The organism is Paraburkholderia mimosarum LMG 23256 = NBRC 106338 (assembly GCF_000739815.1).
Classification (GTDB): domain Bacteria; phylum Pseudomonadota; class Gammaproteobacteria; order Burkholderiales; family Burkholderiaceae; genus Paraburkholderia; species Paraburkholderia mimosarum.
Map to the genome: position 1 here is coordinate 1 of NZ_BBJJ01000049.1, position 25,928 is coordinate 25,928.

The 25,928-nt window shown below is 66.1% G+C and carries 22 protein-coding genes and 1 pseudogene; 12 read left to right on the forward strand and 11 right to left on the reverse strand.

What is annotated here, in order from left to right; genetic code table 11:
* Positions 1 to 275 (reverse strand): annotated as a pseudogene (locus BMI01S_RS26615) (hydroxymethylglutaryl-CoA lyase); the annotation flags it as partial.
* Positions 276 to 437: 162 nt separating this feature from the next.
* Here BMI01S_RS26615 and BMI01S_RS26620 point away from each other — a divergent pair.
* Positions 438 to 1,244 carry an IclR family transcriptional regulator gene (locus BMI01S_RS26620; RefSeq protein ID WP_036046034.1) on the forward strand — a complete coding sequence of 269 codons (807 nt, stop codon included), beginning with the start codon at positions 438 to 440 and terminating at the stop codon, positions 1,242 to 1,244.
* A gap of 464 nt (positions 1,245 to 1,708) precedes the next feature.
* On the opposite strand, the gene BMI01S_RS26625 is transcribed toward BMI01S_RS26620, so the two are convergent.
* From BMI01S_RS26625 to ribA, 3 genes are all read right to left on the reverse strand, one after another.
* Complete coding sequence (locus BMI01S_RS26625) at positions 1,709 to 1,972, reverse strand: type II toxin-antitoxin system RelE/ParE family toxin (protein WP_028232007.1); 264 nt, start codon at positions 1,970 to 1,972, stop codon at positions 1,709 to 1,711.
* A complete protein-coding gene (locus BMI01S_RS26630) occupies positions 1,969 to 2,211 on the reverse strand; it encodes a type II toxin-antitoxin system ParD family antitoxin (protein ID WP_028214535.1) in 243 nt (80 codons plus the stop codon). Before BMI01S_RS26630 ends, BMI01S_RS26625 begins: the two co-directional genes overlap by 4 nt.
* A gap of 153 nt (positions 2,212 to 2,364) precedes the next feature.
* Positions 2,365 to 3,012 (reverse strand): GTP cyclohydrolase II, encoded by a 648-nt coding sequence (ribA, locus tag BMI01S_RS26635; protein WP_036046036.1) that lies wholly within the window; start codon positions 3,010 to 3,012, stop codon positions 2,365 to 2,367.
* A gap of 306 nt (positions 3,013 to 3,318) precedes the next feature.
* Between ribA and BMI01S_RS26640 the strand changes: the two genes are divergently transcribed.
* Positions 3,319 to 3,765 carry a CBS domain-containing protein gene (locus BMI01S_RS26640; RefSeq protein ID WP_028214533.1) on the forward strand — a complete coding sequence of 149 codons (447 nt, stop codon included), beginning with the start codon at positions 3,319 to 3,321 and terminating at the stop codon, positions 3,763 to 3,765.
* A gap of 369 nt (positions 3,766 to 4,134) precedes the next feature.
* On the opposite strand, the gene BMI01S_RS26645 is transcribed toward BMI01S_RS26640, so the two are convergent.
* A complete protein-coding gene (locus BMI01S_RS26645) occupies positions 4,135 to 4,482 on the reverse strand; it encodes a DUF4148 domain-containing protein (protein WP_028232009.1) in 348 nt (115 codons plus the stop codon).
* Positions 4,483 to 4,673: 191 nt separating this feature from the next.
* On the reverse strand, positions 4,674 to 5,288 hold the full coding sequence (locus BMI01S_RS26650; RefSeq protein WP_028232010.1) for a DNA-3-methyladenine glycosylase: 615 nt from the start codon (positions 5,286 to 5,288) through the stop codon (positions 4,674 to 4,676).
* Positions 5,289 to 5,490: 202 nt separating this feature from the next.
* On the opposite strand from BMI01S_RS26650, the gene BMI01S_RS26655 reads away from it, so the two are divergent.
* Positions 5,491 to 5,883, forward strand: a complete 393-nt coding sequence (locus tag BMI01S_RS26655; RefSeq protein ID WP_028214530.1) for a hypothetical protein — start codon at positions 5,491 to 5,493, stop codon at positions 5,881 to 5,883.
* Between the two features lie 17 nt (positions 5,884 to 5,900).
* On the opposite strand, the gene prpR is transcribed toward BMI01S_RS26655, so the two are convergent.
* Positions 5,901 to 7,946, reverse strand: coding sequence for a propionate catabolism operon regulatory protein PrpR (gene prpR, locus BMI01S_RS26660; RefSeq protein ID WP_081723514.1), 2,046 nt, complete (start codon positions 7,944 to 7,946; stop codon positions 5,901 to 5,903).
* 245 nt (positions 7,947 to 8,191) lie between these two features.
* Here prpR and prpB point away from each other — a divergent pair, with 245 nt between their 5' ends.
* The 4 genes from prpB to prpF all read left to right on the forward strand — a co-directional run bounded on the left by prpB (position 8,192) and on the right by prpF (position 14,265).
* Complete coding sequence (prpB, locus tag BMI01S_RS26665) at positions 8,192 to 9,082, forward strand: methylisocitrate lyase (RefSeq protein WP_036046029.1); 891 nt, start codon at positions 8,192 to 8,194, stop codon at positions 9,080 to 9,082.
* Between the two features lie 34 nt (positions 9,083 to 9,116).
* A complete protein-coding gene (prpC, locus tag BMI01S_RS26670; RefSeq protein ID WP_028232012.1) occupies positions 9,117 to 10,283 on the forward strand; it encodes a bifunctional 2-methylcitrate synthase/citrate synthase in 1,167 nt (388 codons plus the stop codon).
* 133 nt (positions 10,284 to 10,416) lie between these two features.
* A complete protein-coding gene (gene acnD, locus BMI01S_RS26675; protein WP_028232013.1) occupies positions 10,417 to 13,014 on the forward strand; it encodes a Fe/S-dependent 2-methylisocitrate dehydratase AcnD in 2,598 nt (865 codons plus the stop codon).
* Positions 13,015 to 13,074: 60 nt separating this feature from the next.
* Entirely contained in the window at positions 13,075 to 14,265 is a 1,191-nt protein-coding gene (gene prpF, locus BMI01S_RS26680) for a 2-methylaconitate cis-trans isomerase PrpF (protein WP_028232014.1), read from the forward strand.
* A 105-nt stretch (positions 14,266 to 14,370) separates the two neighbouring features.
* Here prpF and BMI01S_RS26685 read toward each other — a convergent pair whose 3' ends face one another.
* Positions 14,371 to 15,234: a peptidoglycan DD-metalloendopeptidase family protein gene (locus tag BMI01S_RS26685; protein WP_028232015.1), complete on the reverse strand. Its 864-nt coding sequence runs from the start codon at positions 15,232 to 15,234 to the stop codon at positions 14,371 to 14,373.
* A 681-nt stretch (positions 15,235 to 15,915) separates the two neighbouring features.
* On the opposite strand from BMI01S_RS26685, the gene BMI01S_RS26690 reads away from it, so the two are divergent.
* Both BMI01S_RS26690 and BMI01S_RS26695 read left to right on the forward strand, forming a co-directional pair.
* The gene (locus tag BMI01S_RS26690) at positions 15,916 to 17,013 is read left to right on the forward strand and encodes an OpgC domain-containing protein (protein WP_028214524.1); all 1,098 of its coding nucleotides are present in this window, start codon (positions 15,916 to 15,918) and stop codon (positions 17,011 to 17,013) included.
* A gap of 124 nt (positions 17,014 to 17,137) precedes the next feature.
* Positions 17,138 to 17,992: an alpha/beta hydrolase gene (locus BMI01S_RS26695; protein WP_036020847.1), complete on the forward strand. Its 855-nt coding sequence runs from the start codon at positions 17,138 to 17,140 to the stop codon at positions 17,990 to 17,992.
* A 39-nt stretch (positions 17,993 to 18,031) separates the two neighbouring features.
* On the opposite strand, the gene BMI01S_RS26700 is transcribed toward BMI01S_RS26695, so the two are convergent.
* The gene (locus BMI01S_RS26700; RefSeq protein ID WP_028232016.1) at positions 18,032 to 19,099 is read right to left on the reverse strand and encodes an AI-2E family transporter; all 1,068 of its coding nucleotides are present in this window, start codon (positions 19,097 to 19,099) and stop codon (positions 18,032 to 18,034) included.
* 371 nt (positions 19,100 to 19,470) lie between these two features.
* Between BMI01S_RS26700 and BMI01S_RS26705 the strand changes: the two genes are divergently transcribed.
* A complete protein-coding gene (locus BMI01S_RS26705; protein ID WP_028214522.1) occupies positions 19,471 to 19,770 on the forward strand; it encodes a DUF3331 domain-containing protein in 300 nt (99 codons plus the stop codon).
* 14 nt (positions 19,771 to 19,784) lie between these two features.
* On the opposite strand, the gene BMI01S_RS26710 is transcribed toward BMI01S_RS26705, so the two are convergent.
* On the reverse strand, positions 19,785 to 20,264 hold the full coding sequence (locus BMI01S_RS26710; RefSeq protein ID WP_028214521.1) for a thioesterase family protein: 480 nt from the start codon (positions 20,262 to 20,264) through the stop codon (positions 19,785 to 19,787).
* 223 nt (positions 20,265 to 20,487) lie between these two features.
* Here BMI01S_RS26710 and BMI01S_RS26715 point away from each other — a divergent pair, with 223 nt between their 5' ends.
* Entirely contained in the window at positions 20,488 to 23,079 is a 2,592-nt protein-coding gene (locus tag BMI01S_RS26715; protein ID WP_036020823.1) for an adenosylcobalamin-dependent ribonucleoside-diphosphate reductase, read from the forward strand.
* A gap of 10 nt (positions 23,080 to 23,089) precedes the next feature.
* Here BMI01S_RS26715 and BMI01S_RS26720 read toward each other — a convergent pair whose 3' ends face one another.
* Entirely contained in the window at positions 23,090 to 24,001 is a 912-nt protein-coding gene (locus tag BMI01S_RS26720; protein ID WP_028214519.1) for a LysR family transcriptional regulator, read from the reverse strand.
* Between the two features lie 128 nt (positions 24,002 to 24,129).
* Here BMI01S_RS26720 and BMI01S_RS26725 point away from each other — a divergent pair, with 128 nt between their 5' ends.
* On the forward strand, positions 24,130 to 25,917 hold the full coding sequence (locus BMI01S_RS26725; RefSeq protein ID WP_042291030.1) for an acyl-CoA dehydrogenase family protein: 1,788 nt from the start codon (positions 24,130 to 24,132) through the stop codon (positions 25,915 to 25,917).
* The last annotated feature ends 11 nt before the right edge of the window (positions 25,918 to 25,928 follow it).

The following is a 25,928-nucleotide window of genomic DNA, read 5'->3' on the forward strand; positions in this document are numbered from 1 at the left end:
AATGCGCTGCGGCTTCCACGCAGATTCGGCGCGAGAACCGCGACGTGCAGATCCGGAATCGCCAATGCATGCGCGACGACTTCGCGGATGTCCGCCATCTGCGGCAGCAGCTTCGCCGGCACGAACGATCCCACTTCGATTTCCCTGATTCCGGCAGCCGCGAGCGCGGAAATCCATCGCAGCCTGGCTGGGATTGGCATGACGGTTTTGATGCTTTGCAGACCATCGCGCGGCCCGACTTCGCTGATCAAGACCTTCGGATTTGAAGTATTCACACGCGGCTCCAATGTTCTATCTGATAGACCTGAGTTCTATTGAGAAGAACTATAGGTCGCCGATGTGCCACCCGCAAGACGGGTAAACCCAAAATAGTAGAACTTGAGTTCTATCAGACAGAACATTAAGATGGGACTATGAATACGACGACGAAAGAACCCATGCCCGCCGACACCCCTTCAACACCAGAACCCGCTGCTGACGCCGAAGGCTCCAGCGGCGTCGCGGTGCTGGACCGCGCCTTCGCCATCCTCAACGCGTTCGGTCCGACCGACGACCGGTTGACGCTCACCGAACTCTCGCGCCGCACGGGTTTGTACAAAAGCACGACTTTGCGTCTGCTGGGCGCACTGGAGCACGGAGGCTTCATTCGCAAAATGAGCGACGGGCAGTACGGCGTCGGCCATCAGCCATTACGGCTTGCCGCGCTTTACCAGCGGTCGTTCGAGGTGGGTCCGGTCATCGAGCCGCTGCTGCATCAGCTGAGCCGGGATTTTGGAGAGACAGCATCGTTCTATGTGCGACAGGGCGACCATCGCCTGGTGCTTTATCGCGTCGAGCCGACGAGAAGTGTGCGGGTCTCGATCCGCGTCGGTGAGGAATTCCCGATCGACAAGGGCGCATCGGGAAAAGTGCTGCTCGCCTTCTCGGAGCCGCATGATTCGCGCTGGCGTGAAGTCCGCGAGGCGTTCTGGGCGGCGTCGTATGGCGAGCGGGATCCGGAGACCGCCTCGGCCTCGGTGCCCGTGTTCGACTCCACGGGCGAGTTGGTTGGCGCGCTCACGCTATCGGGGCCAAAGGAAAGATTCGGTACGCCTTCGACCATCGGCGCGGCCGTTGCAGCTTTGCTTGACAGCGCGAGGCGCGCAACCGTCGCACTCGGCGGAAAAGGCGGTCGGTACGATGCAAGCATCGCAGAATACAGTGACCGAAGCGGACGGGAGGACAGTCACGGCGTCTCCCGATGAGGGCCGACCGGTCGCATGCGATCGCTGAAGGGTGAGCGGCCTGCCGCCACTATCAGGCCGGTTGGGACAACTCCACAGCAGACCGGACGTTCCGCTATTCGTTCTCTTGGAAGTAATGAATTGGCCTTGTCCAGCAAGCCTTCTTCTCGAAAGCTACGGCAAAACCCGCGCCGAATGAATTGACCCGGTGGACTCCACTGGGTTGAGCTCACCTGTTCGACCGGGTGGACCGGCATCGACGCGATGCAGGCCGGAGATCGAGATGTCCCGCCCTTGTCGATGGCGTGTACAGGCACCAGCGCTTGGACAGCGTCTAGCGGCTGCGGCATACCCAGGCCAGGAGCGATGTCCTGTTAGTGATAGCGAAGTGGAGGCTTGCATAGTCGCGACACCCTGTTTGCGAGTAACACCACCGTGCTGACGAGCTACTTGTCGTCTTCTAGCCTGCCTGGGATATCCATCCGTTAATGCAGAATGCGGATCACGTCGATCAGCGCCGCCGATTCCTTGAAAAACACGACGTGCATTCCAACCACCGCTTTCCGGTAGCCTTCCCGCACGTCTGCAGCAGACAGGCTCGGCTGCGTGCCGTCAACTAGACCGACAATGGCGCTTTCGATGCTCAGGATGTAACGCTCAGCCTGTGGCTCACCCCATCTGGCCAACGTGTAATCCCAGATGTCGTCAAGGTCTAGTTCGGCCGCCGGCGAGAGAACATACGCTCTCATGCAGCCTTGTTCCGCTTACCCGCGACGTACCTGCGAAAATCAAACGGGCGCGACGCTCCAGACTGCTCGCCTTCGATCAGGGCGTTTCGCAGCGCCTCCAGCCTCGCTTCCTCGGTCTCGAGCAAGCGCAAGCCAGCGCGGACAACGTCGCTGGCCGTACTGTAGCGGCCGCTGCGCACGCGGTCATCGACGAATTCTGAAAAATGTTCACCGAGCGTGAATGATGTGCTTTTGCTCATGGCTCAACCTCCTTTGGCAAGGATACCAATTTCTGGTATTCGATGCCGCAAATTGCTCGCGGGAGGGGTTGGGCGACTGGCAAATACTTACAAATCAAGCAGTTATTCAAACATGACCAGAATCGGGATGGACTTCCGTCGCCCAGGCCAAGACTATTCGTTCTCTTCGAAGTAATGTCCGAACTTGACCTGCTTGGTACGGATATAACGCTCGTTTTCCTCGCGCATCGGAATCGCGAGCGCCACGCGCTCGATCACCGGGATCCCGTGCTGCCGCAGCGTATCGAACTTCTTCGGATTGTTGCTCATGAGCCGCACCGACGACACTTTCAGAAGGCGCAAGATCGCCGCGGCCGAATCGTATTCGCGCGCGTCGTCGGGCAAGCCGAGATCCAGGTTCGCCTCGACCGTGTCGCGGCCCTGCTGCTGCAGCTGATACGCGCGAATCTTGTTCGACAGCCCTATCCCGCGGCCTTCGTGGCCGCGCAGATAGAGCAGCACGCCACGGCCTTCGGCCGCGATGTAACGCAGGGCAAGGTCGAGTTGCTCGCCGCAGTCGCAGCGATACGAGCCCAGTACGTCGCCGGTGAGGCATTCGGAATGGAGCCGCGCCAGCACGGGCTCGCCGCTGCCCACATCGCCCATGACGAGCGCCAGATGCTCGGCGCCGCCGTCCTTCACCCGATAGACATAGGACTCGAAGGTGCCGTAGCGCGTGGGCAGGGTGGCGGTCGCGTCAAGCACGACGCATTCGTTGGTGTGTTCGCCGTCCGCACAGGACGACTCGGGAAGCGTAGGCATGATCTGGAACAAAAGGCTGGCAAAACCGGCACGGGGCCGGGTCGGTGGTTGGAACCGGAGTTTACCGCCATTTGGCTTACCCCGGCGCCCCGCCCCGCCGGGCGGCCGCCCGGACGGCTGCGGCGCCGGCCTCGCCACGCCGCATACCCATCGCATAAACGGCGCCACCCCGCGCATACCCCGACGACGCGCCGCACGTCATCCGCCTATACTGAAGTGGCTTTCCAACGGCTCGACGGGCAACGCGCCCGGCGTGCTGCGCCGCGCAATGACTGCACAACCAGAAGGACGAAGAGGGGTCGCCCTATGACAAGCGTTGCACAGGTACTCAAATCGAAGCCGGAACAAGTGGTCTACACGATCGAAGCGTCCGATTCCGTCTACAACGCAATCCGCCTGATGGCCGAAAAGCAGATCGGCGCGCTGCTCGTGACCGACGGTCCGGCGATTGCCGGGATCGTCACCGAGCGCGATTATGCGCGCAAGATCGTGCTCATGGACCGTTCGTCGAAAACAACGCCCGTGCGCGACATCATGAGTCCGCATGTGCGCTTCGTCGAACCGCAGCAGACCACCTTCGACTGCATGGCACTCATGACCGAGCGGCGAATGCGCCATCTGCCCGTCATGGACAACGGCAAGCTCGTGGGCATGGTGTCGATCGGCGACCTCGTGAAGGAAATCATCGCCGAGCAGAAGTTCACGATCGAGCAGCTCGAGCACTACATCACCGGCGGCTCCGGCGCCGCCTGACGGCCAGCTCCGGCTCTCGTGATACCGAAGAACGTGAAAAAGCGCCCAATCCCTGCGGGGTTGGGCGAAGCCACCTTGCGGCGGCGGAGGTCCCACGTATGATGCGCGCGAAGTTCGCGCGGGCGGTTGGGGCGAAGGCGGAATTGCATCCGCCTTCGCTGCTGTCGTTGGGAGCCTTGGCAGGCAGCCTCGCCGGGCGGGAACGCTGACTGGTTGCGCTAGCCAGCGGCACCGGGCTGCGCAGGATCGGCCACGGCCTGCCGCCACGCGATGTTGCTCGTGCCGGTGCGCGAGCAACGGGGTTTGCAGCGCTAACCGGTCAGGGGGCTTGCCGGATGGGTTGCCGCTCAGTTACCTCTCAGTTGCCGCTTAATTGCCGAAATACACCGATTGCGACGGATGCATCGTGGCCGGCTGGCCCGACTGCGCCGAACCCGAGGTCGACGGGCCATAGCCACTCGTGTCGGCTGCCGGCGCTTGCTGCTGCGCGAGGCCTTGTTGCTGCGTCACGCGCGCTTCGGCGGCCTGAATGTCGCCGGGATAGCTGGCGTCGTTGACCTTGGCGGGGTTGTAGCCAGCCTTTTCAAGCTGGATCAGTTCGGCCTTGACTTCGGCGCGCGTCTTCGGCGCATCGCTTTGCGCCTGCGCGAACGACAGGGCCGGAGCGGCCACCAGGGCGGCGACGAATGCCGCCTGGATCAGGGTGCGGGTCTTCATGGTGCTTACCTCCATCACTTGTTTTACGCCGGCGCTCTGTGCGTCGCCGGATTCAGTGATTTCAGTTTAGTGAGGCGAAAGACCAGGGGAAACCCTTAATTTGAAAAAATACAGTTTCAATGCGGGCAACAATGCCCTGTGCACGCCCGGCCCCCAAGCGGGCGCGCCTCGCGGCCCCTCGCCTGCACCGGTCAAATCGCGGCGATGCCTCCGTCCAGCAACCTTCGCGGTCCGCTCACGAAACGGCTGCCCAGCTCGTAGAAGCGCAGCGGCCGGTCCATTTCCCGCGAAAGACCGATGCGCGTCGTCACGCCGACAGGCCGCGCCGGTTCCTCCACGCGACCGATCCAGAGACCGTGCCCGCGACACAAATCGACGCCGTCGAACGCTGCCCCAACACCTAACGCCTGCGAGAGCCGCCCTGGTCCGCGCGCGAGATCTCGCAGCGGTACGCCGGGGCGCAGCGCCGCCATTTCGTCGATACCTTCGATGGGCTCCAGCGCGCGAAACAGGATCCCGGCGCCCACGTCCACCGTTTCGCTCGACATATTGATCATCCATGCGCTGCCGTAGGTCAGCCGCACGTGCGCATGACCGCGCTCGAGGAACATCGCCGCGTTATAAGGCCGACGTCCGATGTAGGCATAGCTCGTCGAGTCGCCCACGGGGTAGGCCTCGACCTCGACCAGCCGCCCCGCAATGCGCCCACGCGCGAGGTCGCGCACGAGATATTTGCCCACCATGAAGCGGGCGAGCTCGGCGGTATCGATCGGCAGGTCGTCGCGGTGCAATGGCAGTATCGTCATAGAAAGGCTCTCCCGGGATTTCCGTTCAGGAAGGCGCACGTCCTGCCTTCGCGAACCGGCAGAGTGTTAGCACCGCTCACGAACGCGCCGGGCATAGCCACGCGCGGCCGGCCATTGCGCTACCATCGTCGGCATATCCGCGCGGCAGTTTCGCGCCACCTCGCGATCAGGCATGCGCCACAGCCACATAAGGAGCCGCACGATGAACGAACAAAGCGCGATTCAATTCCTCTCGACCGTGCGCAAGCCGCTGCTCACGCTGCACAAGGCGATTCTCGATCACGAGCGCGCCGGGTACGAGCGCGAGTTCGGGCCCGTCACGCCGGCGGCCTTCCTCCAAGTGCTCATCAACGGCTCGGGTTTTCGCTGGCTCGCGCCGCTGTCGACGGTCATCGCCAACGTCGATGAAACGCTCGACGCGAAGGATGCGAGCCCCGACGACCGCATCGGCGCGGCCCAAGGCGTAGCGGCGCTCTTTTCCGGCGAGGAATCGGCGGAGTTCTACGAGCGCTATCAGGCACTGCTGCAGGCAAGTCCGGAGATCCTCCACCTGCATGGAACGGTCGTCCCGCTCCTCAACGCGTTGAAGAACTGAACGCACGGGGCATGGCCTCAGCCGCGCGGTGTCTTGCGCGGCGTCGTCGCCAGGCTCGCCTCGCTGGTCCCGCCGCCTGTCTTGCCGCGCTTGCCATTCGCGGCCGTGAGGCGCCGCCAGAGCGTCGTCTTGCTGATGCCGAGCATCTCGCAAGCGCGGTCGCGATCGCCGTTGCACGCGTCGAGCGCGGCGCGGATTTCGTCGGCTTCTGTATGGAGGCTGCGTTCGCGCAACGTCAGCGCGGCCTCGCCCGCCGTCGCCGTCGAAGCACCCACGGCGCGGCGCGACTCGAACACCTCCGGCGCGATCGAGCGCAGCACGTCCGGCGTCAGCACGTCCTCTTCCGAATCCGCCAGTTCCACCACCATCCGCTCGATCACGTTCTGCAGTTCGCGCACGTTGCCCGGCCACGCGTGGCGCGCCAGCGCGCCGCTCACCAGCGCGAGCGTGCGAGCGGCGTCCTCGGGCGTGCGGATGCGAACGGCCACGCGCGGCTCGCGGCGCGAGGCCTGAAACAGGAGTTCGGCCGCGAGCAGCGGGATGTCCGCGCCGCGTTCGCGCAGCGGCGGAATGGCCAGATTGAGGATGTTCAGGCGATAGAAGAGGTCGGCGCGAAACTCGCCCGCCTCGATCTGCTCGGTGAGCGCGCGGTGCGTGGCGGCGACCACGCGCACGTCCACGCGGGTGGGCTCCGTCGCGCCCAGGCGCACCACCTCGCGCTCCTGCAGCACGCGCAACAGGCGGCTTTGCAACGGGAGCGGCATTTCGCCGATTTCATCGAGAAAGAGCGTGCCGCGGTGCGCGGCCTCGATGAGCCCCACCTTGCCGCCGCGCCGCGCGCCCGTGAACGCGCCCTCCTCGTAACCGAACAGCTCGCTCTCCAGCAGCGCCTCCGGGAACGCGCCGCAATTCATGGCGACGAACGGAAAATCGCGCCGCGCGCTCTCGCGATGCAGCCCCTGCGCGATCATCTCCTTGCCAGTGCCGCTTTCGCCGCGTATCAGCACGGTGGCATCCGACTTCGCGTAACGCCGCGCGAGCTGGCGCACGCGTTCGATGCCGGGCGACGCGCCGCTCAGGTCGTCCAGCCGATAGCGGGCGACGAACTGCTGCGTACGCTGGCGCGAGCGCAGCGTGCGGTCCAGCCGCTCCACCGCGCGCGACTCCTGGAACGTGAGGACGGCGCCCGTGGTCACGCCGTTGTCGACGAGCGGGCCGCGATGCACGACATAGCTCACGCCGCGCACGGTCTCGAGCGATTCGCCATCGGCTTCGGGCAGCGCGAAGGCGATGTCGGGCGCGAGCGTCGCGAGCGACTGTCCCGCCGCCGCCGCGGGATCGATGCCTAACACTTCCGCGAGCCGCTGGTTGATCGCCTCGATGCGGCCGCGCGCATCGAGCGCCACCACCCCGTCGCGCAGGTGCTGGAGCACGCTGTCAAGGCGCTGGCGACGCTGCGTCTCGCGCCAGGTGGCCTGCACGAGTTCGAGCGCGTTGTCGAACGCCGCGCGCACGGAGGAGCGCGAATAGACGAAGAACGGCACGAGCCCGAGCCGCGCCGCCAGATCGTTGACGAGACCCGGCCCCACGACCGCGCCCACGCCGCGATCGCGCAGGTCGAGCACGCAGGCCTCGGCGTCCTGCACGGTGCGGTACTGGCCGAACACCACGTCGATGCCATAGGCGCTGGCAAAGCGCCGTACCTCGACAGGCGTCTCGCCGTAGGTCACGAGCGCGACGTGTTCGGCCTCGCGCCGCGCGCGCGCGAGCGCCTGCATCACGTCGAAGCCGGTGGGCTGCACGAGCACAACGGGCAAATCGATGCGCGCCTTCAGGTAGGTGCCGTTCGAGCCCGCCGCCACGACGACGTCGGGCCGCTGGTTCGGCCCCGCCGCCGCGATTTCGGCGACCGCTTCCTCGAAGCCGCGTGGCACCACGCGCAGGTCCGCGAGTTCGTCGTATTCGCGGGCGATATCGCGAAAGAGATCGCGCAGGCGGCTGATGCCCATGGCCCACACACGCGGGCGAATAGCGGGGGAAGCGGGAGCGGGAAAGCGGTTCATGATGTCCAACGGATGGTCGACTGCGTGGAGCGCGCTGCCCTGGCACGAATCCGGGAGCCGGTCGACGGGGCAGTCTCGACATTTTACGCGTCGATTTCATTTTTGAAATCCTGATTTCACCAGAGAAACCGGGGTCGACGCCACGATCTAACGAATTCCCCGCAGAATCAATGGATTAGCGACTTCTCAACGAGCTGGCACACTATCTGCAGTATGAGTCGGCGATTCAATTGGAGACATCACGCATGAACAGCAAATCCCCCGCAAGCGCCGGCGCGAAATTCCGCGCGGCAGTAGCCGCCGAGCAACCGCTCCAGGTCGTCGGCGCGATCACCGCGTATGCGGCAAAACTTGCCCAGGCGACCGGCTTCAAGGCCGTTTATCTGTCCGGCGGCGGCGTGGCCGCGAATTCGCTCGGCGTGCCCGACCTCGGCATCAGCACCATGGACGATGTGCTGATCGACGCCGGCCGCATCACCGACGCCGTGGATATCCCGCTGATGGTCGACATCGACACCGGCTGGGGCGGCGCCTTCAACATCGCGCGCACGATCAAGTCGTTCATCAAGGCCGGCGTAGCGGCCGTGCACCTCGAAGACCAGGTCGGCCAGAAGCGCTGCGGTCATCGCCCGAACAAGGAAGTCGTGGCGACCGACGAGATGGTGGACCGCGTGAAGGCCGCCGTGGACGCGCGCACCGACGACCAGTTCGTGATCATGGCGCGCACCGACGCGGCGGCCGTGGAAGGCATCGACGCGGCGATCGAACGCGCCGTGGCCTATGTCGAAGCGGGCGCGGACATGATCTTCCCCGAGGCGATGAAGACGCTCGACGACTACCGGCGCTTTCGCGCGGCCGTGAACGTGCCGATTCTCGCCAACCTGACCGAATTCGGCTCGACGCCGCTCTTCACGACGGAAGAACTCAAGAGCGCGAACGTCGATATCGCGCTCTACTGCTGCGGCGCGTATCGCGCGATGAACGCGGCCGCACTGAACTTCTACGAGACCGTCAAGCGCGACGGCACGCAAAAGGCCGCCGTCTCCACGATGCAGACGCGCGAAGACCTCTACAAGTACCTCGGCTATCACGCGTACGAAGACAAGCTCGACGCGCTCTTCGCCGCGAAAAAGTAACGCCCCCGGACACATAGAGATAGAGGAAGACATCATGAGCGAAGCAGAAAACACCACCCAGGCCGCCGGCGGTTTCAAGCCGAAGAAGTCGGTTGCGCTTTCCGGCGTGACGGCGGGCAATACGGCGCTGTGCACCGTGGGCCGCACCGGCAACGACCTTCACTACCGCGGCTATGACATTCTCGATCTCGCCACCGCGTGCGAGTTCGAAGAAGTCGCCTATCTGCTCGTGCACGGCAAGCTGCCGAACACGGCCGAGCTGGCCGGCTACAAGGCGAAGCTCAAGGCACTGCGCGGCCTGCCCGCCAACGTGAAGACGGCCCTCGAAGCCGTGCCCGCCTCGGCGCACCCGATGGACGTGATGCGCACCGGCGTCTCGATCCTCGGCACCGTGCTGCCCGAGAAGGACGACCACAACCTGGCGGGCGCGCGCGATATCGCCGACCGCCTGATGGCCTCGCTCGGCTCGATGCTGCTGTACTGGTATCACTTCTCGCACAACGGCAAGCGCATCGAAGTCGAAACCGACGACGATTCGATCGGCGGCCACTTCCTGCACCTGCTGCACGGCCGCGCGCCCACGAAGTCGTGGGTGGACGCGATGCACGTGTCGCTCAACCTGTACGCCGAGCACGAGTTCAACGCCTCGACGTTCACGGGCCGCGTGATCGCGGGCACGGGCTCGGACATCTACTCGGCCATCACGGGTGCGATCGGCGCGCTGCGCGGCCCGAAGCACGGCGGCGCGAACGAAGTCGCGTTCGAGATCCAGTCGCGCTATGAAAACGCCGACGAAGCAGAAGCCGATATCCGCGCGCGCGTGGAAAAGAAGGAAGTCGTGATCGGCTTCGGTCACCCGGTGTACACGATCTCGGACCCGCGCAACAAGGTCATCAAGGAAATCGCGAAGAAGCTCTCGAAGGAGCAGTCGAACATGAAGCTGTTCGATATCGCCGAGCGCCTCGAATCGACGATGTGGGAAGTCAAGAAGATGTTCCCGAACCTCGACTGGTTCAGCGCCGTGTCCTATCACATGATGGGCATCCCGACGGCCATGTTCACGCCGATCTTCGTGATCGCGCGCACGGCCGGCTGGAGCGCGCACATCATCGAGCAGCGCGTCGACAACAAGATCATCCGCCCGAGCGCGAATTACACGGGTCCGGAGAATCTGAACTTCGTGCCGATCGGCAAGCGCTGATCGAAGCACGCCAGTCGTCCGGATGGTCTATGCCGTCCGCACGACTGCGAGACGGCGGCGCGCGCGTAAAGTGAGTGCATGGCTCAGGCGCGCTCAGCCGCCGCAAACCCCTTACATCTTTGGTCCCCAAGCCGTGAATACCGCCTACCGCAAGTCCCTCCCCGGCACCCGGCTCGATTACTTCGACGCGCGCGAAGCCGTCGAGGCCATCCAGCCCGGCGCCTACGACACGCTGCCGTACACCTCGCGCGTGCTCGCCGAAAACCTCGTGCGCCGCTGCGACCCGGCCACGCTCACCGCATCGCTCAAGCAGCTCATCGAGCGCAAGCGCGACCTCGACTTTCCGTGGTTCCCCGCGCGCGTGGTCTGCCACGACATCCTCGGGCAAACCGCGCTCGTCGACCTCGCCGGCCTGCGCGACGCCATCGCGACCCAAGGGGGCGACCCCGCCAAGGTGAACCCGGTGGTGCCGGTGCAACTGATCGTCGACCACTCGCTCGCCGTGGAATGCGGCGGCTTCGATCCGGACGCGTTCAAGAAGAACCGCGCGATCGAAGACCGCCGCAACGAGGACCGCTTCGACTTCATCAACTGGACCAAGAAAGCGTTCAAGAACGTCGACGTGATCCCGCCCGGCAACGGCATCATGCACCAGATCAATCTGGAGAAGATGTCGCCCGTGATCCAGGCGCGCGACGGCGTGGCCTTCCCCGACACCTGCGTCGGCACGGACAGCCACACGCCGCACGTGGATGCGCTCGGCGTGATCGCCATCGGCGTGGGCGGCCTCGAAGCCGAGAACGTCATGCTCGGCCGCGCCTCGTGGATGCGCCTGCCCGATATCGTCGGCGTGGAACTCACGGGCAAGCGCCAGCCCGGCATCACCGCCACCGACATCGTGCTCGCCCTCACCGAATTCCTGCGCAAGGAAAAGGTCGTGGGCGCGTATCTGGAATTCCGCGGCGCCGGTGCATCGAGCCTCACGCTCGGCGACCGCGCCACGATCTCGAACATGGCGCCCGAATACGGCGCCACGGCCGCGATGTTCTTCATCGACAACCAGACGCTCGACTACCTGCGCCTCACGGGCCGCGACGAAGAGCAGGTCAGGCTCGTCGAAACCTATGCGAAGACGGCTGGCCTCTGGGCCGACACGCTCGCGAACGCGCAATACGAGCGCACGCTCACGTTCGATCTCTCGAGCGTCGTGCGCAACATGGCCGGCCCGTCGAACCCGCACAAGCGCCTGCCGACTTCGGACCTCGCCGAACGCGGCATTGCGGGCAAGTGGGAAGAAACGCCGGGCCAGATGCCCGACGGCGCGGTCATCATCGCCGCCATCACGAGCTGCACGAACACGAGCAACCCGCGCAACGTAATCGCCGCCGCGCTGCTCGCGCGCAACGCAAACGCGCGCGGCCTCACGCGCAAGCCGTGGGTCAAGAGTTCGCTCGCGCCTGGCTCGAAGGCCGTCGAGCTCTACCTCGAAGAAGCGAAGCTGCTCCCCGAGCTGGAGAAGCTCGGCTTCGGCATCGTCGCGTTCGCCTGCACGACGTGTAACGGCATGTCGGGCGCGCTCGATCCGAAGATCCAGCAGGAAATCATCGACCGCGACCTGTATGCAACGGCCGTGCTCTCCGGCAACCGCAACTTCGACGGACGCATTCACCCGTATGCGAAGCAGGCGTTCCTCGCCTCGCCGCCGCTGGTCGTCGCCTACGCGATTGCAGGCACGATCCGCTTCGACATCGAGCGCGATTCGCTCGGCACGGACCAGGACGGCAAGCCGGTGTATCTCAAGGACCTCTGGCCGAGCGACGAGGAAATCGACGCCATCGTCGCGCAGAGCGTGAAGCCCGAGCAGTTCCGCAAGGTGTACGAACCGATGTTCGCGGCCACGGCCGCAAGCGGCGAAACGACCGACCCGCTCTACGACTGGCGAGCGCAAAGCACCTACATCCGCCGCCCGCCGTACTGGGAAGGCGCGCTCGCGGGCGAGCGCACGCTCAAGGGCCTGCGCCCGCTCGCCGTGCTCGGCGACAACATCACGACGGACCACCTCTCGCCTTCCAATGCGATCCTGCCGAACAGCGCGGCCGGTGAATACCTCGCGAAGATGGGCTTGCCCGAAGAGGACTTCAACTCGTACGCCACGCACCGCGGCGACCACCTCACGGCGCAGCGCGCAACCTTCGCGAACCCCACGCTCATCAACGAGATGGCCGTGGTGGACGGCGCCGTGAAGAAGGGCTCGCTCGCGCGCATCGAACCGGAAGGCAAGGTCACGCGCATGTGGGAAGCCATTGAAACCTACATGGAACGCAAGCAGCCGCTCATCATCGTCGCGGGTGCGGACTACGGCCAGGGCAGCTCGCGCGACTGGGCGGCCAAGGGCGTGCGTCTCGCGGGCGTGGAGGTCATCGTCGCCGAAGGTTTCGAGCGCATTCACCGCACGAACCTGATCGGCATGGGCGTGCTGCCGCTGGAATTCAAGGCGGGCACGAACCGCACGACGCTCGGCATCGACGGCACGGAAACGTACGATGTGGTCGGCGGTCGCACGCCGCGCGCCGACCTCACGCTCGTGATTCATCGCAAGAACGGCGAGCGTGTGGAAGTGCCGGTGACCTGCCGGCTGGACACCGCGGAAGAAGTGTCGATCTACGAGGCGGGTGGCGTGCTGCAGCGTTTCGCGCAGGACTTCCTCGAGTCGTCACAGGCAGCGGCATAAACGAGCAACGGGCGGCGCCGCGGTGACACGCAGGCGCCGCCCTTCGTTTCAGGACAACACATGGCACACGTACCCCAGATCAAAATTCCCGCCACGTACATGCGTGGCGGCACGAGCAAAGGCGTGTTTTTCCGCCTCCAGGATCTGCCCGCCTCGGCGCAGCAGCCGGGCGAGGCACGCGACAAACTGCTCATGCGCGTGATCGGCAGCCCCGACCCGTACGCCAAGCAGATCGACGGCATGGGAGGCGCGACCTCCAGCACGAGCAAGACCGTGATCGTGGCGAAGAGCAGCAAGCCCGGTCACGACGTCGACTATCTGTTCGGCCAGGTGGCCATCGACAAAGCCTTCGTCGACTGGAGCGGCAACTGCGGCAACCTCTCCGCGGCGGTCGGCCCGTTCGCGATCAGCGGCGGCCTGATCGACCCGAGCCGCGTGCCCGACAACGGCATTGCGACCGTGCGCATCTGGCAGGCCAACATCGGCAAGACCATCATCGCGCACGTGCCAATGACGAACGGCCACGTGCAGGAAACGGGCGACTTCGAGCTGGACGGCGTGACCTTCCCCGCCGCCGAAGTGCAGCTCGAATTCCTCGACCCGGCGGCCGAGGAAGAAGGCGCAGGCGGCGCGATGTTCCCCACCGGCAATCTCGTCGACGACCTGGAAGTGCCGGGCGTGGGCACGCTTGAGGCCACTATGATCAACGCGGGCATCCCGACGATCTTCGTGAACGCCGAGGCCATCGGCTACACGGGCACGGAGTTGCAGGACGCGATCAACAGCGACGCCGCGGCACTGAAGAAGTTCGAGACGATCCGCGCGTACGGCGCGCTGCGCATGGGCCTCATCAAGAGCCTCGACGAGATCGCGACGCGCCAGCACACGCCCAAGATCGCCTTCGTCGCGAAGCCCGCGGGCTACACGGCGTCGAGCGGCAAGCGCGTGGAGGCCGGCGATGTGGACGTGCTCGTGCGCGCCATGTCGATGGGCAAGCTGCATCACGCCATGATGGGTACGGCGGCCGTGGCAATCGGCACTGCGGCGGCCATTCCGGGTACGCTCGTGAATCTCGCCGCGGGCGGCGGCGAGCGCAGCGCGGTCCGTTTCGGCCATCCGTCGGGCACGCTGCGCGTGGGCGCCGAGGCGCGCCAGGAGAACGGTGACTGGACGGTCACCAAAGCCATCATGAGCCGCAGCGCGCGCGTGCTGATGGAAGGCTGGGTGCGGGTTCCGGGCGACGCGTTCTGAACACCCGGCAGCGCGGCGTCAAGCAATGAAAAAGCCGCCCCGGCGCTGGAATGCGCCGGGGCGGCTTTTTCTTGATACCCGCATAGGTGCGTCGAAAACCCCGCTTCAACTCTGCGGCGATGAAGGCAGATACGGCATCGGGTCCACCGGCTTGCCGTCGCGGCGCACCTCGAACAGCACCGCCACGCGGTCATTGTTGTCGCTGCCCATCTCCGCGATCTGCTGGCCCTGATGCACGGTGTCGCCGGTCTTCACCATCAGACGGCGGTTGTGCGAGTAAGCCGTCAGGAAGTCCTTGTTGTGCTGGACGATGATCAGGCTGCCGTACCCGTTGAGCCCCGTACCCGCGTACATGACCTTGCCATCCGCGGCGGCGATCACCGGGTCGCCCGCCTTGCCCGCGATCTCGATGCCGCGCGTCGTGCCCGGCGCGAACGGCTCGACCACACGGCCATGCGCCGGCCACACGAGCGCGACGCTGCTCGCGTGGCGTGCCACTTCTGCTGCGACCTGGCGATTTCCGGCGGCGCTCGCGGCTGGGTTCGAGGCGGTGCCGCCAGTCTGAGGCGCGGCCACCTGCACGGTAACCGTCTGCTTCGAAACCAGCTTGATCGACTGGCCCGCGCGCAGATGGCCGTTCGGCTTCATGTGGTTCCAGGCGGCTAGGTCCTTGACGGAAACGCTGTGCTTTTGCGCGATGCGCTGAAGCGTGTCGCCGCGGTGCGCGCGCACGTAGGTCGTTTTCGTCACGACGCGCGTGACCGGCGCGCTCGCCGCCGCCTGCATGTTGCTGGCATCGGTAGCCGATGCGTCCGAGGCCGGACTCGCCGCTGCCGATGTGTCGGGCTGCGGCTGTTGTTGCTGCTGCTGATTCACGTTGGCGCAGCCGCCCAGCAGGGCTGCCATTCCCAACACGGCCCAGAATCCCTTCAGACCGCTGATCCGCTGAGCGCGACGATCTTCGAACATAGTTACCTCCTGCGGTGCATGCAGCCCGCGCGAATCGGCGAGAGACGGTCTGCTGCGTATATCGCGCTCCCGCCCTGACATCGCCCCGGCCCGCCAGCGCAGGGCCGCGTCGATTTGCAGCCAAAAGACCGCATCTCGACCGATAAACATTCAACGCACGCCGATCGCCGTGATAACGAACGAGCGTGCCATCTCAAAAACGATCCGGCATTGTAAAGCCCAATTCCCCGAAATTACCCCAGGGACAACACTTTGAAACAAATGTTAAATGGCCGGATTCTCGTACCACGAAGAAATCGGCGATGGGCAAGAGGACGCGCCCGCGTGCATCAGCGCGGCGCTCGGGGGCCCATCATCGTGCCCTTTAACTTGCCTTATCGGCAAACGCCCTCGGAAACTTGAACTGCGACTGCGGCGGGTTCAATGAAAGTGATTTGAGATTGCTGTAGTATCGGCCGCCGTCAGACCAGAGCCCCGGCTCACGGGAACCCTCGCGCTTTCATCAGGTCTTTTCGTGGGCTTGTCCCGCGGCTGCGCTAGCGGCGTTTCGGGATTCCCAGCGCGCGGCGTCACGCGAACCTCGTCTGGTTTTCTGTTTTTCCGGTAGGTATTCCCAGCATTCCGCCGTCCGCTTTTTTTGGCCGCTTAAAGCGCCCTGGCGACACGGTCCGCTGCTCCAACATGTCCAAGTCATCCCACCGTCTAGTCGAACTCGATTTTTTCCGCGGCCTCGTGCTGCTCATCATCGTCGTCGATCACATCGGCGGCAGCATCGTCTCGCGCGTCACGCTCCACGCCTACGCGCTGTGCGACGCGGCCGAGGTATTCGTCTTCCTCGGCGGATTCGCCACGGCCACCGCGTGGGCCGCGCTTTGCTCGCGCCACACCGAGGCGGCGGCCAGGCAGCGTTTCCTCAAGCGTGCGTTCGAGATCTACCGCGCGTTCGTCGTGACAGCGCTCCTGATGCTGCTCGTCACCGCGATCCTCGTTGCGTGCAACGTGGATGCGCCCAACCTCGCCACCACCGATCTCGACGATCTCACGCTCGCGCCCGCCGCCGCGCTGCGCGACATCGTGCTGCTGCGCCGCCAGCCTTATCTGGCAGGCGTGCTGCCCATGTACGCCTGTTTCGCCCTCGCCGCCCCGCTTGCGCTGCCGCTCGCGCGCACGCGGCCGTGGCTGCTGCTGGTCGTGAGCCTCGCGCTTTGGGGCGTCGCGCCCCACCTGGCGCCGTGGCTGCCGCATGTCGAGGACGTGCAATGGGATTTCAACCCGTTCGGCTGGCAGTTGATGTTCGTCCTCGGCGTAATCGCGCAGGCGCAGCCCGTATTCCAGCGCGCCAGCGCGCACCGCCTTGGATCGCTCGTGACACTGGCGGCCCTGGCCGTCGTCGCGGCCGCGGCCATCTATCGCCTGCAACTCGGCAACGTCGCGCTCGATAGCGACTTCAAGCGCAACCTCGCATGGTTCCGCATGCTCAATTTCCTCGGCATTGCCTGGCTCACGGCGCACGCGATCCGCCTCGGATGGGCGAGGCGCCTCGCGCATGCACTGCCGTGGGTGGGCCTCGTCGGACGCAAGGGGATGCTCTCGTTCGTGGCCGGCGCCGTGATATCGCTCACGGTCGACTCGGTCCTCTACTGGTACACGGACGGCTACCTCGATGTCCCGCTCGGCCTCGTCGCAGACGCCGTCGCGATCTCCGCGCTGCTGATCGTCGCGCGTGCATCCGGCCCGCTCAAGCGCCTGCTGCCTTCGCGCGCCAAAGCTTCCGCCTGAAACGACGCCGCCGCTGATAAACGTCCGCGCAGCCGGCCGCCGGCACCGGCTTCCGGCGTCCTCGGGCGGCTGCTAGCATGATGACCCCGCGCCACTGGTGCCCAACCGTTCCTTCGCCCCTGCCATGCGCAGACTCCTTCGAACCGCGCTCCTTCCGCTCGCGCTCTCATGCGCGGCCTTCGTCACGCCGGCCGCGCCTGCCGCGGCGAGCACGATCGCGGTCCGCAGCTTCCACGCCGAGGCGCTCAACCGCGACTGGCCGTACGTGGTGTACCTGCCGAGCGGTTATCGAGCCGACCAGAACCGCTACCCGGTGCTCTATCTCCTGCACGGCAACAACGGCGAGCCGATGGACTGGGTCACGCAAGGCCAGCTCCAGACCACGGTCGATGGGCTGATTGCCCGCCACGAAGTTCCGCCCGTAGTGATCGTGATGCCGCAGGGCGGCACCGACTGGTACGTCGACCGCAAGGAGAAGATGGAGACGGCGTTCTTCCAGGACCTGCTGCCCGAAATCGAATCGCACTTCGCGGTGGAAGACGCCCGGGACGGGCGCGCGATCGGCGGCGTCTCGATGGGCGGATTCGGCGCGCTGCGCTACACGATGGAACACCCCGACATGTTCTGCGGCACGCTGCTGCTCTCGCCGGCGGTCTATGCGAGCGATCCGCCGCCCAGCTCGGCGGCGCGGCATGTGGGCGTGTTCGGCGACCATCAGTTCGACGCGCAGATCTGGCGCACGCTCAACTACCCCGCGCTCTGGAAACCCTATTTCGCGCGGCCCTGGCGCGTTCCGTTCTTCATCGCCGCCGGCGACGACGACCTCGTAATCCAGGCCGAGGCGTCGCTCCTGTACACGCGGCTGCGCGAGGCGGGCAACCCCGCGGCGCTGCGCATCGTCGACGGCGGCCATGCGTGGCCCGTCTGGCGCGAACTGCTGCCCGCCGCGCTCAGGTACACGCTGGCCTGCGTGCGCTGAGCGAGGCACGCGGCGCGCCTCGTCCCGGCGTCGCCGGGCTCATTGCGCCCAGTTCACCCACAGCACCATCAGCACCGTCATGAGCGCCGGTCCGATGAAGATGCCGATCAGCCCGAAGGTGGTCGCCCCGCCCAGGATGCCGAACAGCACGAGCAGAAACGGCAGGCGAGTGGAATTGCCGATCAGCACGGGCCGCACGAAATGCTCGGCGACGAACACCACCACGAAACCCCAGACGACGAGCGCGGCAGCGCCGACGAACGAACCCTGTATCAGGAGCCATAGCGCCGCGCCGCAAAACACGACGGGCGCGCAGAACGGCAGCATGGCCGCGATGGCCGTGACGGCGCCCAGCAGCGCCGCGTGCGGAACGCCGGTCGCGATATAGGCGGCGGTGAGCAGCACGCCCTCGCCCAGCCCCACGACGACGAGCCCGATGACCGTGCCGCGCACGGCAGCCGCCATGCGCGACAGGAGTTGGGCGCCGTCGGCACCGAAAGCGCGCAGCGCGCCGCGCATGACCGTGGCCGACAGGCGCGGCCCAGCCTGGAAAATCACGAACAGCGTGATGAGCATGAAAGCGAACGTCATCGTGGCGTGGGCGGCTTGCGCGCCGAAGTGGCGGCCGAACGAGACCATGGTGTCGCCGTGCAGGCTCTTCATCGCCGGCGAGGCCTTGAGCGGCTGAGCCAGATTGGCCTGCCACCAGTCGCTCACCTGACGGCTGCCTACGGGAAGCCGCGCGACAAAGTCGGGCACCGGCACGCCGTTTTGCTGGGCGTCGCGCAGCCACAGATAGAGCTCGTGGGCCTCCCCGCCCGCCCGGATGGCCGTGACCGCGATGGGCAGGAGCACGAGCAGGCCGATGGCGAGCGTGAGCAGGCTGGCGATCAGCGTCTTGCGGCCCCTGAACCATGCGCGGCGCTCGATCGCCTGATAGGCGGGCCACAGCACGATCGCGAACACGCTCGCCCACGCCACCGCGGGCAGAAACTCGCGCACGATCCACAGCGCGAGCAGCACGAGCGTGGCGAACAGCACCGCAGAGGCGGCGCGCTGGATTTTTTGCTCGCTTGCGGAGTTCGGAACAGGCGGACGTTGAATCATGTAACCTCTGGAAAGTTCAAAACAAGGGCTCCGGCTTCCAGGCTGCCTGAAGCTGTCTCAATCACGCAAGTCACTCGCCCCGGGCCGCGCTTTTCTCAGATCCTCCTCCGCACCGTCCGTTCCGTCCCCACCGCGAACATCCCGCCCGGCACCGCTTAACGAGCCCATCGATGTCGCGCCACGCACAACAGTGCGTTGCACAAATTCGCGACGTCGCCCCTCCATCGGCCGCAAACCCCCATTCCTTCGTGAATCGCCACGTGTCGCTGTGCAATTGTTGCTGATAATGGAATGGTGTTTCAACGGCGACACAATGGCACTTGTCAGCAAGCGGGTCTACATTCGCGGCAACCACACTTTCGGAGCCGACAATGAAGAAAAAAGCGTGCCTCTCGCTTGACGGAGCCAACGGTGAGCGCATCGAAATACTCGAGCAGACGGACACGGCGCTGGTGATCCGCTGGGTAGAGCCTGGGCGCTGTCATTATGGCGAGCAGCGCTGGCGCCGTCGCTCGGCGCATTCTTCGGGCACCTGCGCCGTATCGCGCCGCAAGATCCGCCGTGGCGACGCCGTGTTCAAGCCGGCCGAACGTCCGGCACCGCTCAACGCCTCCGTGATGATCGCCGCCGATGTATTCGGCGAGCTCATCGGCGCGGAACTGGCGCTGTAAGCACAGCGACGGCCTCAGCGCGGCGCGAGCGCGATAGCGCGCGCCGCGTGCCGCGGCGCGAAGCCCGCCGAGCGGGCGCACAACGCCGCCACGCGGGTGAGCACGTCGGGGTCGAAGGCCGCCGCGCGCGGGCCCGACCGGTCCACGTGCAAGAGCAGTTGCTCGCTGGCCGAGACCGGCTCGGCTCGCTCGCCGGCGTACATCTCGAGATAGAGGCGCGCCCGCTTCGCGTCGTGCTCGATCACGCGCACCTCGACGCGCACCTGCGCGCCCTCCTTGATCTCGTGCAGGTAGTTCAGGTGCGCTTCCAGCGTGTACATCGAGCGCCCGCGCGCATCGCGCTGCGCCGCGTCGAGACCGATGGCATCGAGCAGCGCGTCGGTCGCGTAGCTGTAGATCAACATGTAAAACGCGTCGCGCAAGTGGCCGTTGTAATCGACCCACTCCGCGCGCACCGTGTCGTGATAGACCACGGGCGCTGTGTCGTTCGTCATCGTGTCTCCTCGTTGTCTATGTGCCTGCGGGCGCGAGCAGTGTAACCGCAGAATGCGAGCGGCCGCCGCGAACTCCACCCGCCCTGGCCTGCGCCCTTGCGCCGCCGTGCACACGCCGCGCCGCTGGGGTAAGGTTGAGCGCATGCGGCACGGCTGCCGCGCGTCTCGCGCGCCGTCCCGCCACCCTTGAATCGTCCTTCAACCGCCGCCCGCGCGCGGCGCTATGCGAGGCCCGGCCATGGCAGAAGACACGCCCCCGCTTCCGTTTCCTCCACAGCAGTTCTCGCTCGACGTGATGCTCGAGAAGTACGCCAAAGGCGACGAGCAAACCGCCGACGACATCTATCGCCGTGTCGCACGCGGCGTCGCCCAGGTCGAGCCACCGGAGCTGCGCGCCGAGGTCGAGGCGCGTTTCGTCGACAACCTGCGCCACGGCGCGCTCGGCGCGGGACGGATCATGAGCGCGGCGGGCGCCGGCATCGAAGCCACGTTGATCAACTGCTTCGTGCAGCCGGTGGGCGACAGCATCCAGGGCGTGGACGACGAGGGCCGCCCCGGCATCTACGTCGCGCTGCTGCAGGCCGCCGAAACCATGCGGCGCGGCGGCGGCGTGGGCTACAACTTCTCGGCGATCCGGCCGCGCGGCGCGCTCGTGAAGTCGACGGGATCGAGCGCATCGGGGCCGTGCAGCTATATCGACGTGTTCGACGCCTCGTGCCGCACCGTGGAAAGCGCAGGCTCGCGGCGCGGCGCGCAAATGGCCGTGCTCGACTGCGATCACCCCGACCTGCCCGAGTTCATCGAGGCCAAGCATTCGAAGGGGCGCTGGAACAACTTCAACGTCTCGGTGGCGGTCACCGACGCGTTCATGCACGCCGTGGAAAACGATGCGCCCTGGCAACTCGTGCATCGCGCCGAGCCCTCGCCCGCGCTGCGCGCCTCGGGCGACCTGCACCGGCGCGACGACGGCAACTGGGTCTACGCCGAACTACGCGCCCGCGCGCTGTGGGACGCGATCATGCGCTCGACCTACGACGTCGCCGAACCGGGCGTGGTGTTCATCTCGCGCATGAACGAGGACAACAACCTGCGCGCGCAGGAAGCGATCCGCGCGACCAACCCGTGCGGCGAGCAGCCGCTGCCCGCCTACGGGTGCTGCAACCTCGGGCCGCTCGACCTCACGCGCTTCGTGATCGAGCCGTTCGCGCAACTGCGCGGCCGCGGCGAATACAAAGACACCGATTTCGACTGGGACGCACTCGCCGAACGCACGCGCACCCAGGTGCGCTTTCTCGACGACGTGCTCGACGCCACGCTCTGGCCGCTGCCCGAGCAGCAGGCGGAAGCGGCGGCCAAGCGGCGCATCGGCGTGGGCTTCACGGGGCTCGGCGACACGCTCGTGATGCTCGGCATCCGCTATAACTCCGAGCAAGGCTGTGCATTCGGCGCACGCGTGGGACGCACGATGCGCGACGCCGCCTACCACGCTTCGGTCGAACTCGCGCGCGAGCGCGGCGCGTTTGCCCTCTTCGACGCCAATACCTATCTCGAAGCCGGCACCTTCGCCTCGCGCCTGCCCGACGATCTCAAGGGCGAGATCCGCGCGCATGGCATCCGCAACAGCCATCTGCTCTCCATCGCGCCCACGGGCACGGTGAGCCTCGCGTTCGCCGACAACGTCTCGAACGGCATCGAACCCGCGTTCTCGTGGACCTATCAGCGCACGCGCCGCATGGCAGACGGCAGCCGCGAGACCTTCAACGTCGAGGACCACGCGTGGCGCGTGTACCGCGAGCTGGGCGGCGACGTGAACGCACTGCCCGGGTACTTCGTGAGCGCGCTGGAAATGAGCGCGCAGGACCACGTGGCGATGATGGCGGCCGTGCAGCCCTATGTCGACACGTCGATCTCGAAGACCGTCAACGTCCCTGCCGACTATCCTTTCGAGGACTTCGAAAACCTCTATCTCGACGCATGGCGGCGCGGCCTGAAGGGACTCGCGACCTACCGGCCGAACGAGACGCTCGGCGCGGTTCTGCAAACGCTGCCGCCGCAAGCCGCGGCGCCTGCCGACGATGCGCTCGGCGATCTGCTGCTGGACCCGCTGCGCGTGGCGATCGATCATCGGCCAAAGGGCGAATTGCCCGCCGTGATCGAAAAGATCGAGTACATCACCCAGACCGGCAAGGTCTCGCTCTACGTGGCGGTCTCGTTCCTGGAGGTGACCGGCCACGTCGGCGGCGAAGCCGTGACGATCGAGCGGCCTATCGAATTCTTCATTCCCGTGGGCCAGCGCGACGAATCGCAGCAATGGATCACGGCGACGATGCGTTCGCTCTCACTGGCGGCGCGCGGCGGTTTCGTTGCGCGCAATCTGCAGGACTTGCGCAAGGTGTCATGGGATCGCGGCCAGGTGCGCTACGGCGAAACGCAGCGCCTCGACGGCCGGCGCATCCCGCTTTGGCACGACTCCGAAGTCGCGGCCATCGCCTACGCGATCCAGCAGATCCTGCACCGGCGCGGCTTTCTCGATGCCGAAGGGCGCCAGGTGCCGTCACGTCTGCTCGCGCAACTGCGCAGCGGCGCGTTGACCGGATCTGGGCAAGCGCAAGCGGACGTGGACCGAGCGCCACCGGCGGAACGTTCCGGCGATCAGGTGCTGGAACGCGACAACGCGCTGCCCGCCGACTCGCACCATGCCATGCCTCATGCGATGCTCGGGCGCAAATGCGGCTCGTGCGGGGCGAATGCCGTGATCCGCAAGGACGGCTGCGACTTCTGCACGGCGTGCGGAGAGATCGGGACGTGCGGCTGAGGTTTGGCGCTCACTTGCGGGGCGGCGTGCCAGCCGCCCTGCTCTCCTTGCCCGCCCTGAGGTACGTCGCAAATCCCTGAGCCAGCGCATTCGCCTCGCCGGCGCGCACGAGCCGGAGCACCTGCGATTCGTAAGGATTGCTGGACAATGGCCGAAACACCACGCGCCCGCTGCCCGTGGCCCCCAGCGCAGCCGGCACCAGCGCGATGCCCATGCCGAACTCCACCATCGTCACGACGGTTTGCCAGAGCCTTGCTTCGTGGCGGATCTGCGGGCTGAACCCCGCCTCCACGCAGGTCGCGATGATCTGGTCGTGATAGTGCGGCGACACCGAACGCGGAAACAGGATGAACGGGTCGAGCGCGAGCGTCGCGAGCTCGATGCGGCGCTGGCGTGCGAGCCGATGCGCAACCGGCAGACAGCAGAGGAACGGCTCCGAAAACAGCACCTCTGATTGCGTCTCGGCCGGAAAGCGCCCCCAGTGCGCAAAGCCGAGATCGATCTGCAAACGCTGCAGCGCCTGCACCTGCTCCGCCGTGTTCATCTCCCGCAGCACGACTTCCACCGCTGGATGATCGGCCTCGAAACGCCGCACCGCCTCGGGCAGCCCGCGATAGAGCATCGAATTGACGAAACCGATGCGCAGCCGCCCCGCCAGCCCGTGCGCGGAACGCGCCGCGATGCGCCGCACTTCGTCGGCCTGCTCCAGCAGCCGCCGCGCCTCTTCGAGCAACACGTTGCCCGCGTTGGTCAGCGCCACCGCCTTGTTGGTGCGCTCGAGCAGTTGCACGCCTAGCTGTTCCTCGAACTTGCGAATATCGAAGCTGAGCGCCGGCTGCGAGATGAACAGCCGACGCGCCGCGCGGCCGAAGTGCAGTTCCTCGGCCACGGCCACGAAATAGCGCAGTTGTTTGAGTTCCATGGCGATTCCCCGGGCGTTTTGATCAATAGATGGCCCTTATCGTACATGACATCCTTTGTATTGGACCGTTATCGATGCCGTGCCTAAGCTACGCCGAATCGCAGAGCACAAAACGGAGACAGCACACGATGAACGATCGCCCCGCCTTCGCCACGCCAGCTAGAAACGCCACGTACGCGAGCCCCGCCAGCGGCGCGGCGAACATTCCCGATAGCCGCGGCATCAACTTCTACACGAGCGACCCCGGCTTCGCGCCTCTTTTGCGCAGCTATCTCGGCGACGCCGCATTCCGCGCGATCGAGACGCAACTCGTCTCGCTAGGCCAGCGCGCATCCGACGAACTCGACACGCTTGCGCTAGCGGCCGACAAGCACCCGCCCACGCTCGAACAGCGCACGCGCAGCGGCGAAGCGATCCAGCGCATCGACAAGCATCCCGACTACGTGGCGCTCGAACGCGTCGCCTATGCGGAACTCGGCCTCGCGGCCATGAGCCATCGCGCGAACGCGCCCGCGCCGCTCGTCAAATACGCGCTCACCTACCTGTTCGTGCAGGCCGAGTTCGGCCTGTGCTGCCCGGTCAGCATGACCGACTCGCTCACGCGCACGCTGCGCCGCTTCGGCTCGCCCGAACTCATCGCGCGCTATCTGCCGATGCTCGCCTCGCAGGACTTCGACACGCTGTACCAGGGCGCGATGTTCATGACGGAGCAGGCCGCGGGCTCGGACGTGGCGCGCATTGCCACACGCGCCACGCGCGAGCGCGGCGCGAATGGCGAGGACGTATGGCGCCTTTACGGCGACAAGTGGTTCTGCTCGAATGCCGACGCAGATCTCGCGATGGTGCTCGCGCGCCCCGACGACGCGCCGCCCGGCATCAAGGGCCTCGCCCTCTTCCTGCTGCCGAAGAAACTGCCCGACGGCACGCGCAACAGCTATCGCATCGTGCGTCTCAAGGACAAGCTCGGCAGCCGCTCGATGGCAAGCGGCGAGATCGTGCTGGAAGGCGCGCAGGCCTGGCTGATCGGCGAAGTGGGCCGAGGCTTTCATCAGATGGCGGACATGATCAATATGTCGCGTCTCTCGAACGGCGTGCGCGCGGCGGGCCTCATGCGCCGTGCCGTGACCGAAGCGCTGCACGTGGCGCGCAACCGCGAGGCGTTCGGCCGCAAGCTCATCGACATGCCGTTGATGCAGCGCCAACTGCTCAAGATGATGCTGCCCGCCGAGCAGGCGCGCTCGATGTTCATGCGCATCGCCACACTGCTCGCACGAGCCGACCACGGTGACGAACGCGCGGCGAAATGCGTGCGCATCCTCACGCCGCTCATCAAGTTCCGCGCCTGCCGCGACGCGCGCCGCGTGACCGGCGACGCGATGGAAGTGCGCGGCGGCGTGGGCTATATCGAGGAATGGAGCGACCCGCGCCTCGTACGCGACGCGCACCTGGGCTCGATCTGGGAAGGCACGAGCAATATCGTCGCGCTCGACGTGGCGCGCGCGGCGAAGCGCGAGGGCGCGCTCGAAGCGCTGACGCAGTACGTGCATGAAGCTCTGACCGAAAGCGGCCTGCACGCGACGAGCGCAGCACTCCTGCGCCGCATGTTCGACCGCTCGGGCGCGGCGCTCATGAGCGTGGCCGAATGCGGCCGCGACGAGTCGGTGCGCCAGGCCGCGAGCGCGCTCTATCACGCCACCACGGCAGCCTTCATGGCCTGCGAAGCGGCGCAGGTTTCGCGCAGCGCGGCCGATTATCGACGCCTCGCGCTCGCGCATCTGCTCGTGCGCCACAAGCTGCTGCCGCGCGACCCGCTCGCGCTCGACGAGCGCGACGAAAACGCCACAACGCTGCGCGCCCTCGTGGAAGAGCACGTGCTTCCCCTGGATCAGGCCATGCAACTGATGCCCGCGCAGTGAGGTTGCACGCC

What these genes read in the sequence shown, in the direction of transcription:
- BMI01S_RS26650 (WP_028232010.1), bottom strand. Translation starts at nt 5,288, where the DNA reads ATGACGATACTGCCATTGCACCGCGACGACCTGCCGATCGATACCGCC.
- BMI01S_RS26695 (WP_036020847.1), top strand. Translation starts at nt 17,138, where the DNA reads ATGCGCAGACTCCTTCGAACCGCGCTCCTTCCGCTCGCGCTCTCATGC.
- BMI01S_RS26705 (WP_028214522.1), top strand. Translation starts at nt 19,471, where the DNA reads ATGAAGAAAAAAGCGTGCCTCTCGCTTGACGGAGCCAACGGTGAGCGC.
- prpB (WP_036046029.1), top strand. Translation starts at nt 8,192, where the DNA reads ATGAACAGCAAATCCCCCGCAAGCGCCGGCGCGAAATTCCGCGCGGCA.
- BMI01S_RS26640 (WP_028214533.1), top strand. Translation starts at nt 3,319, where the DNA reads ATGACAAGCGTTGCACAGGTACTCAAATCGAAGCCGGAACAAGTGGTC.
- BMI01S_RS26645 (WP_028232009.1), bottom strand. Translation starts at nt 4,482, where the DNA reads ATGAAGACCCGCACCCTGATCCAGGCGGCATTCGTCGCCGCCCTGGTG.
- prpC (WP_028232012.1), top strand. Translation starts at nt 9,117, where the DNA reads ATGAGCGAAGCAGAAAACACCACCCAGGCCGCCGGCGGTTTCAAGCCG.
- BMI01S_RS26720 (WP_028214519.1), bottom strand. Translation starts at nt 24,001, where the DNA reads ATGGAACTCAAACAACTGCGCTATTTCGTGGCCGTGGCCGAGGAACTG.
- BMI01S_RS26710 (WP_028214521.1), bottom strand. Translation starts at nt 20,264, where the DNA reads ATGACGAACGACACAGCGCCCGTGGTCTATCACGACACGGTGCGCGCG.
- BMI01S_RS26620 (WP_036046034.1), top strand. Translation starts at nt 438, where the DNA reads ATGCCCGCCGACACCCCTTCAACACCAGAACCCGCTGCTGACGCCGAA.
- prpF (WP_028232014.1), top strand. Translation starts at nt 13,075, where the DNA reads ATGGCACACGTACCCCAGATCAAAATTCCCGCCACGTACATGCGTGGC.
- BMI01S_RS26655 (WP_028214530.1), top strand. Translation starts at nt 5,491, where the DNA reads ATGAACGAACAAAGCGCGATTCAATTCCTCTCGACCGTGCGCAAGCCG.
- BMI01S_RS26690 (WP_028214524.1), top strand. Translation starts at nt 15,916, where the DNA reads ATGTCCAAGTCATCCCACCGTCTAGTCGAACTCGATTTTTTCCGCGGC.
- BMI01S_RS26685 (WP_028232015.1), bottom strand. Translation starts at nt 15,234, where the DNA reads ATGTTCGAAGATCGTCGCGCTCAGCGGATCAGCGGTCTGAAGGGATTC.
- BMI01S_RS26715 (WP_036020823.1), top strand. Translation starts at nt 20,488, where the DNA reads ATGCGAGGCCCGGCCATGGCAGAAGACACGCCCCCGCTTCCGTTTCCT.
- BMI01S_RS26700 (WP_028232016.1), bottom strand. Translation starts at nt 19,099, where the DNA reads ATGATTCAACGTCCGCCTGTTCCGAACTCCGCAAGCGAGCAAAAAATC.
- BMI01S_RS26625 (WP_028232007.1), bottom strand. Translation starts at nt 1,972, where the DNA reads ATGAGAGCGTATGTTCTCTCGCCGGCGGCCGAACTAGACCTTGACGAC.
- BMI01S_RS26630 (WP_028214535.1), bottom strand. Translation starts at nt 2,211, where the DNA reads ATGAGCAAAAGCACATCATTCACGCTCGGTGAACATTTTTCAGAATTC.
- prpR (WP_081723514.1), bottom strand. Translation starts at nt 7,946, where the DNA reads ATGAACCGCTTTCCCGCTCCCGCTTCCCCCGCTATTCGCCCGCGTGTG.
- ribA (WP_036046036.1), bottom strand. Translation starts at nt 3,012, where the DNA reads ATGCCTACGCTTCCCGAGTCGTCCTGTGCGGACGGCGAACACACCAAC.
- BMI01S_RS26725 (WP_042291030.1), top strand. Translation starts at nt 24,130, where the DNA reads ATGAACGATCGCCCCGCCTTCGCCACGCCAGCTAGAAACGCCACGTAC.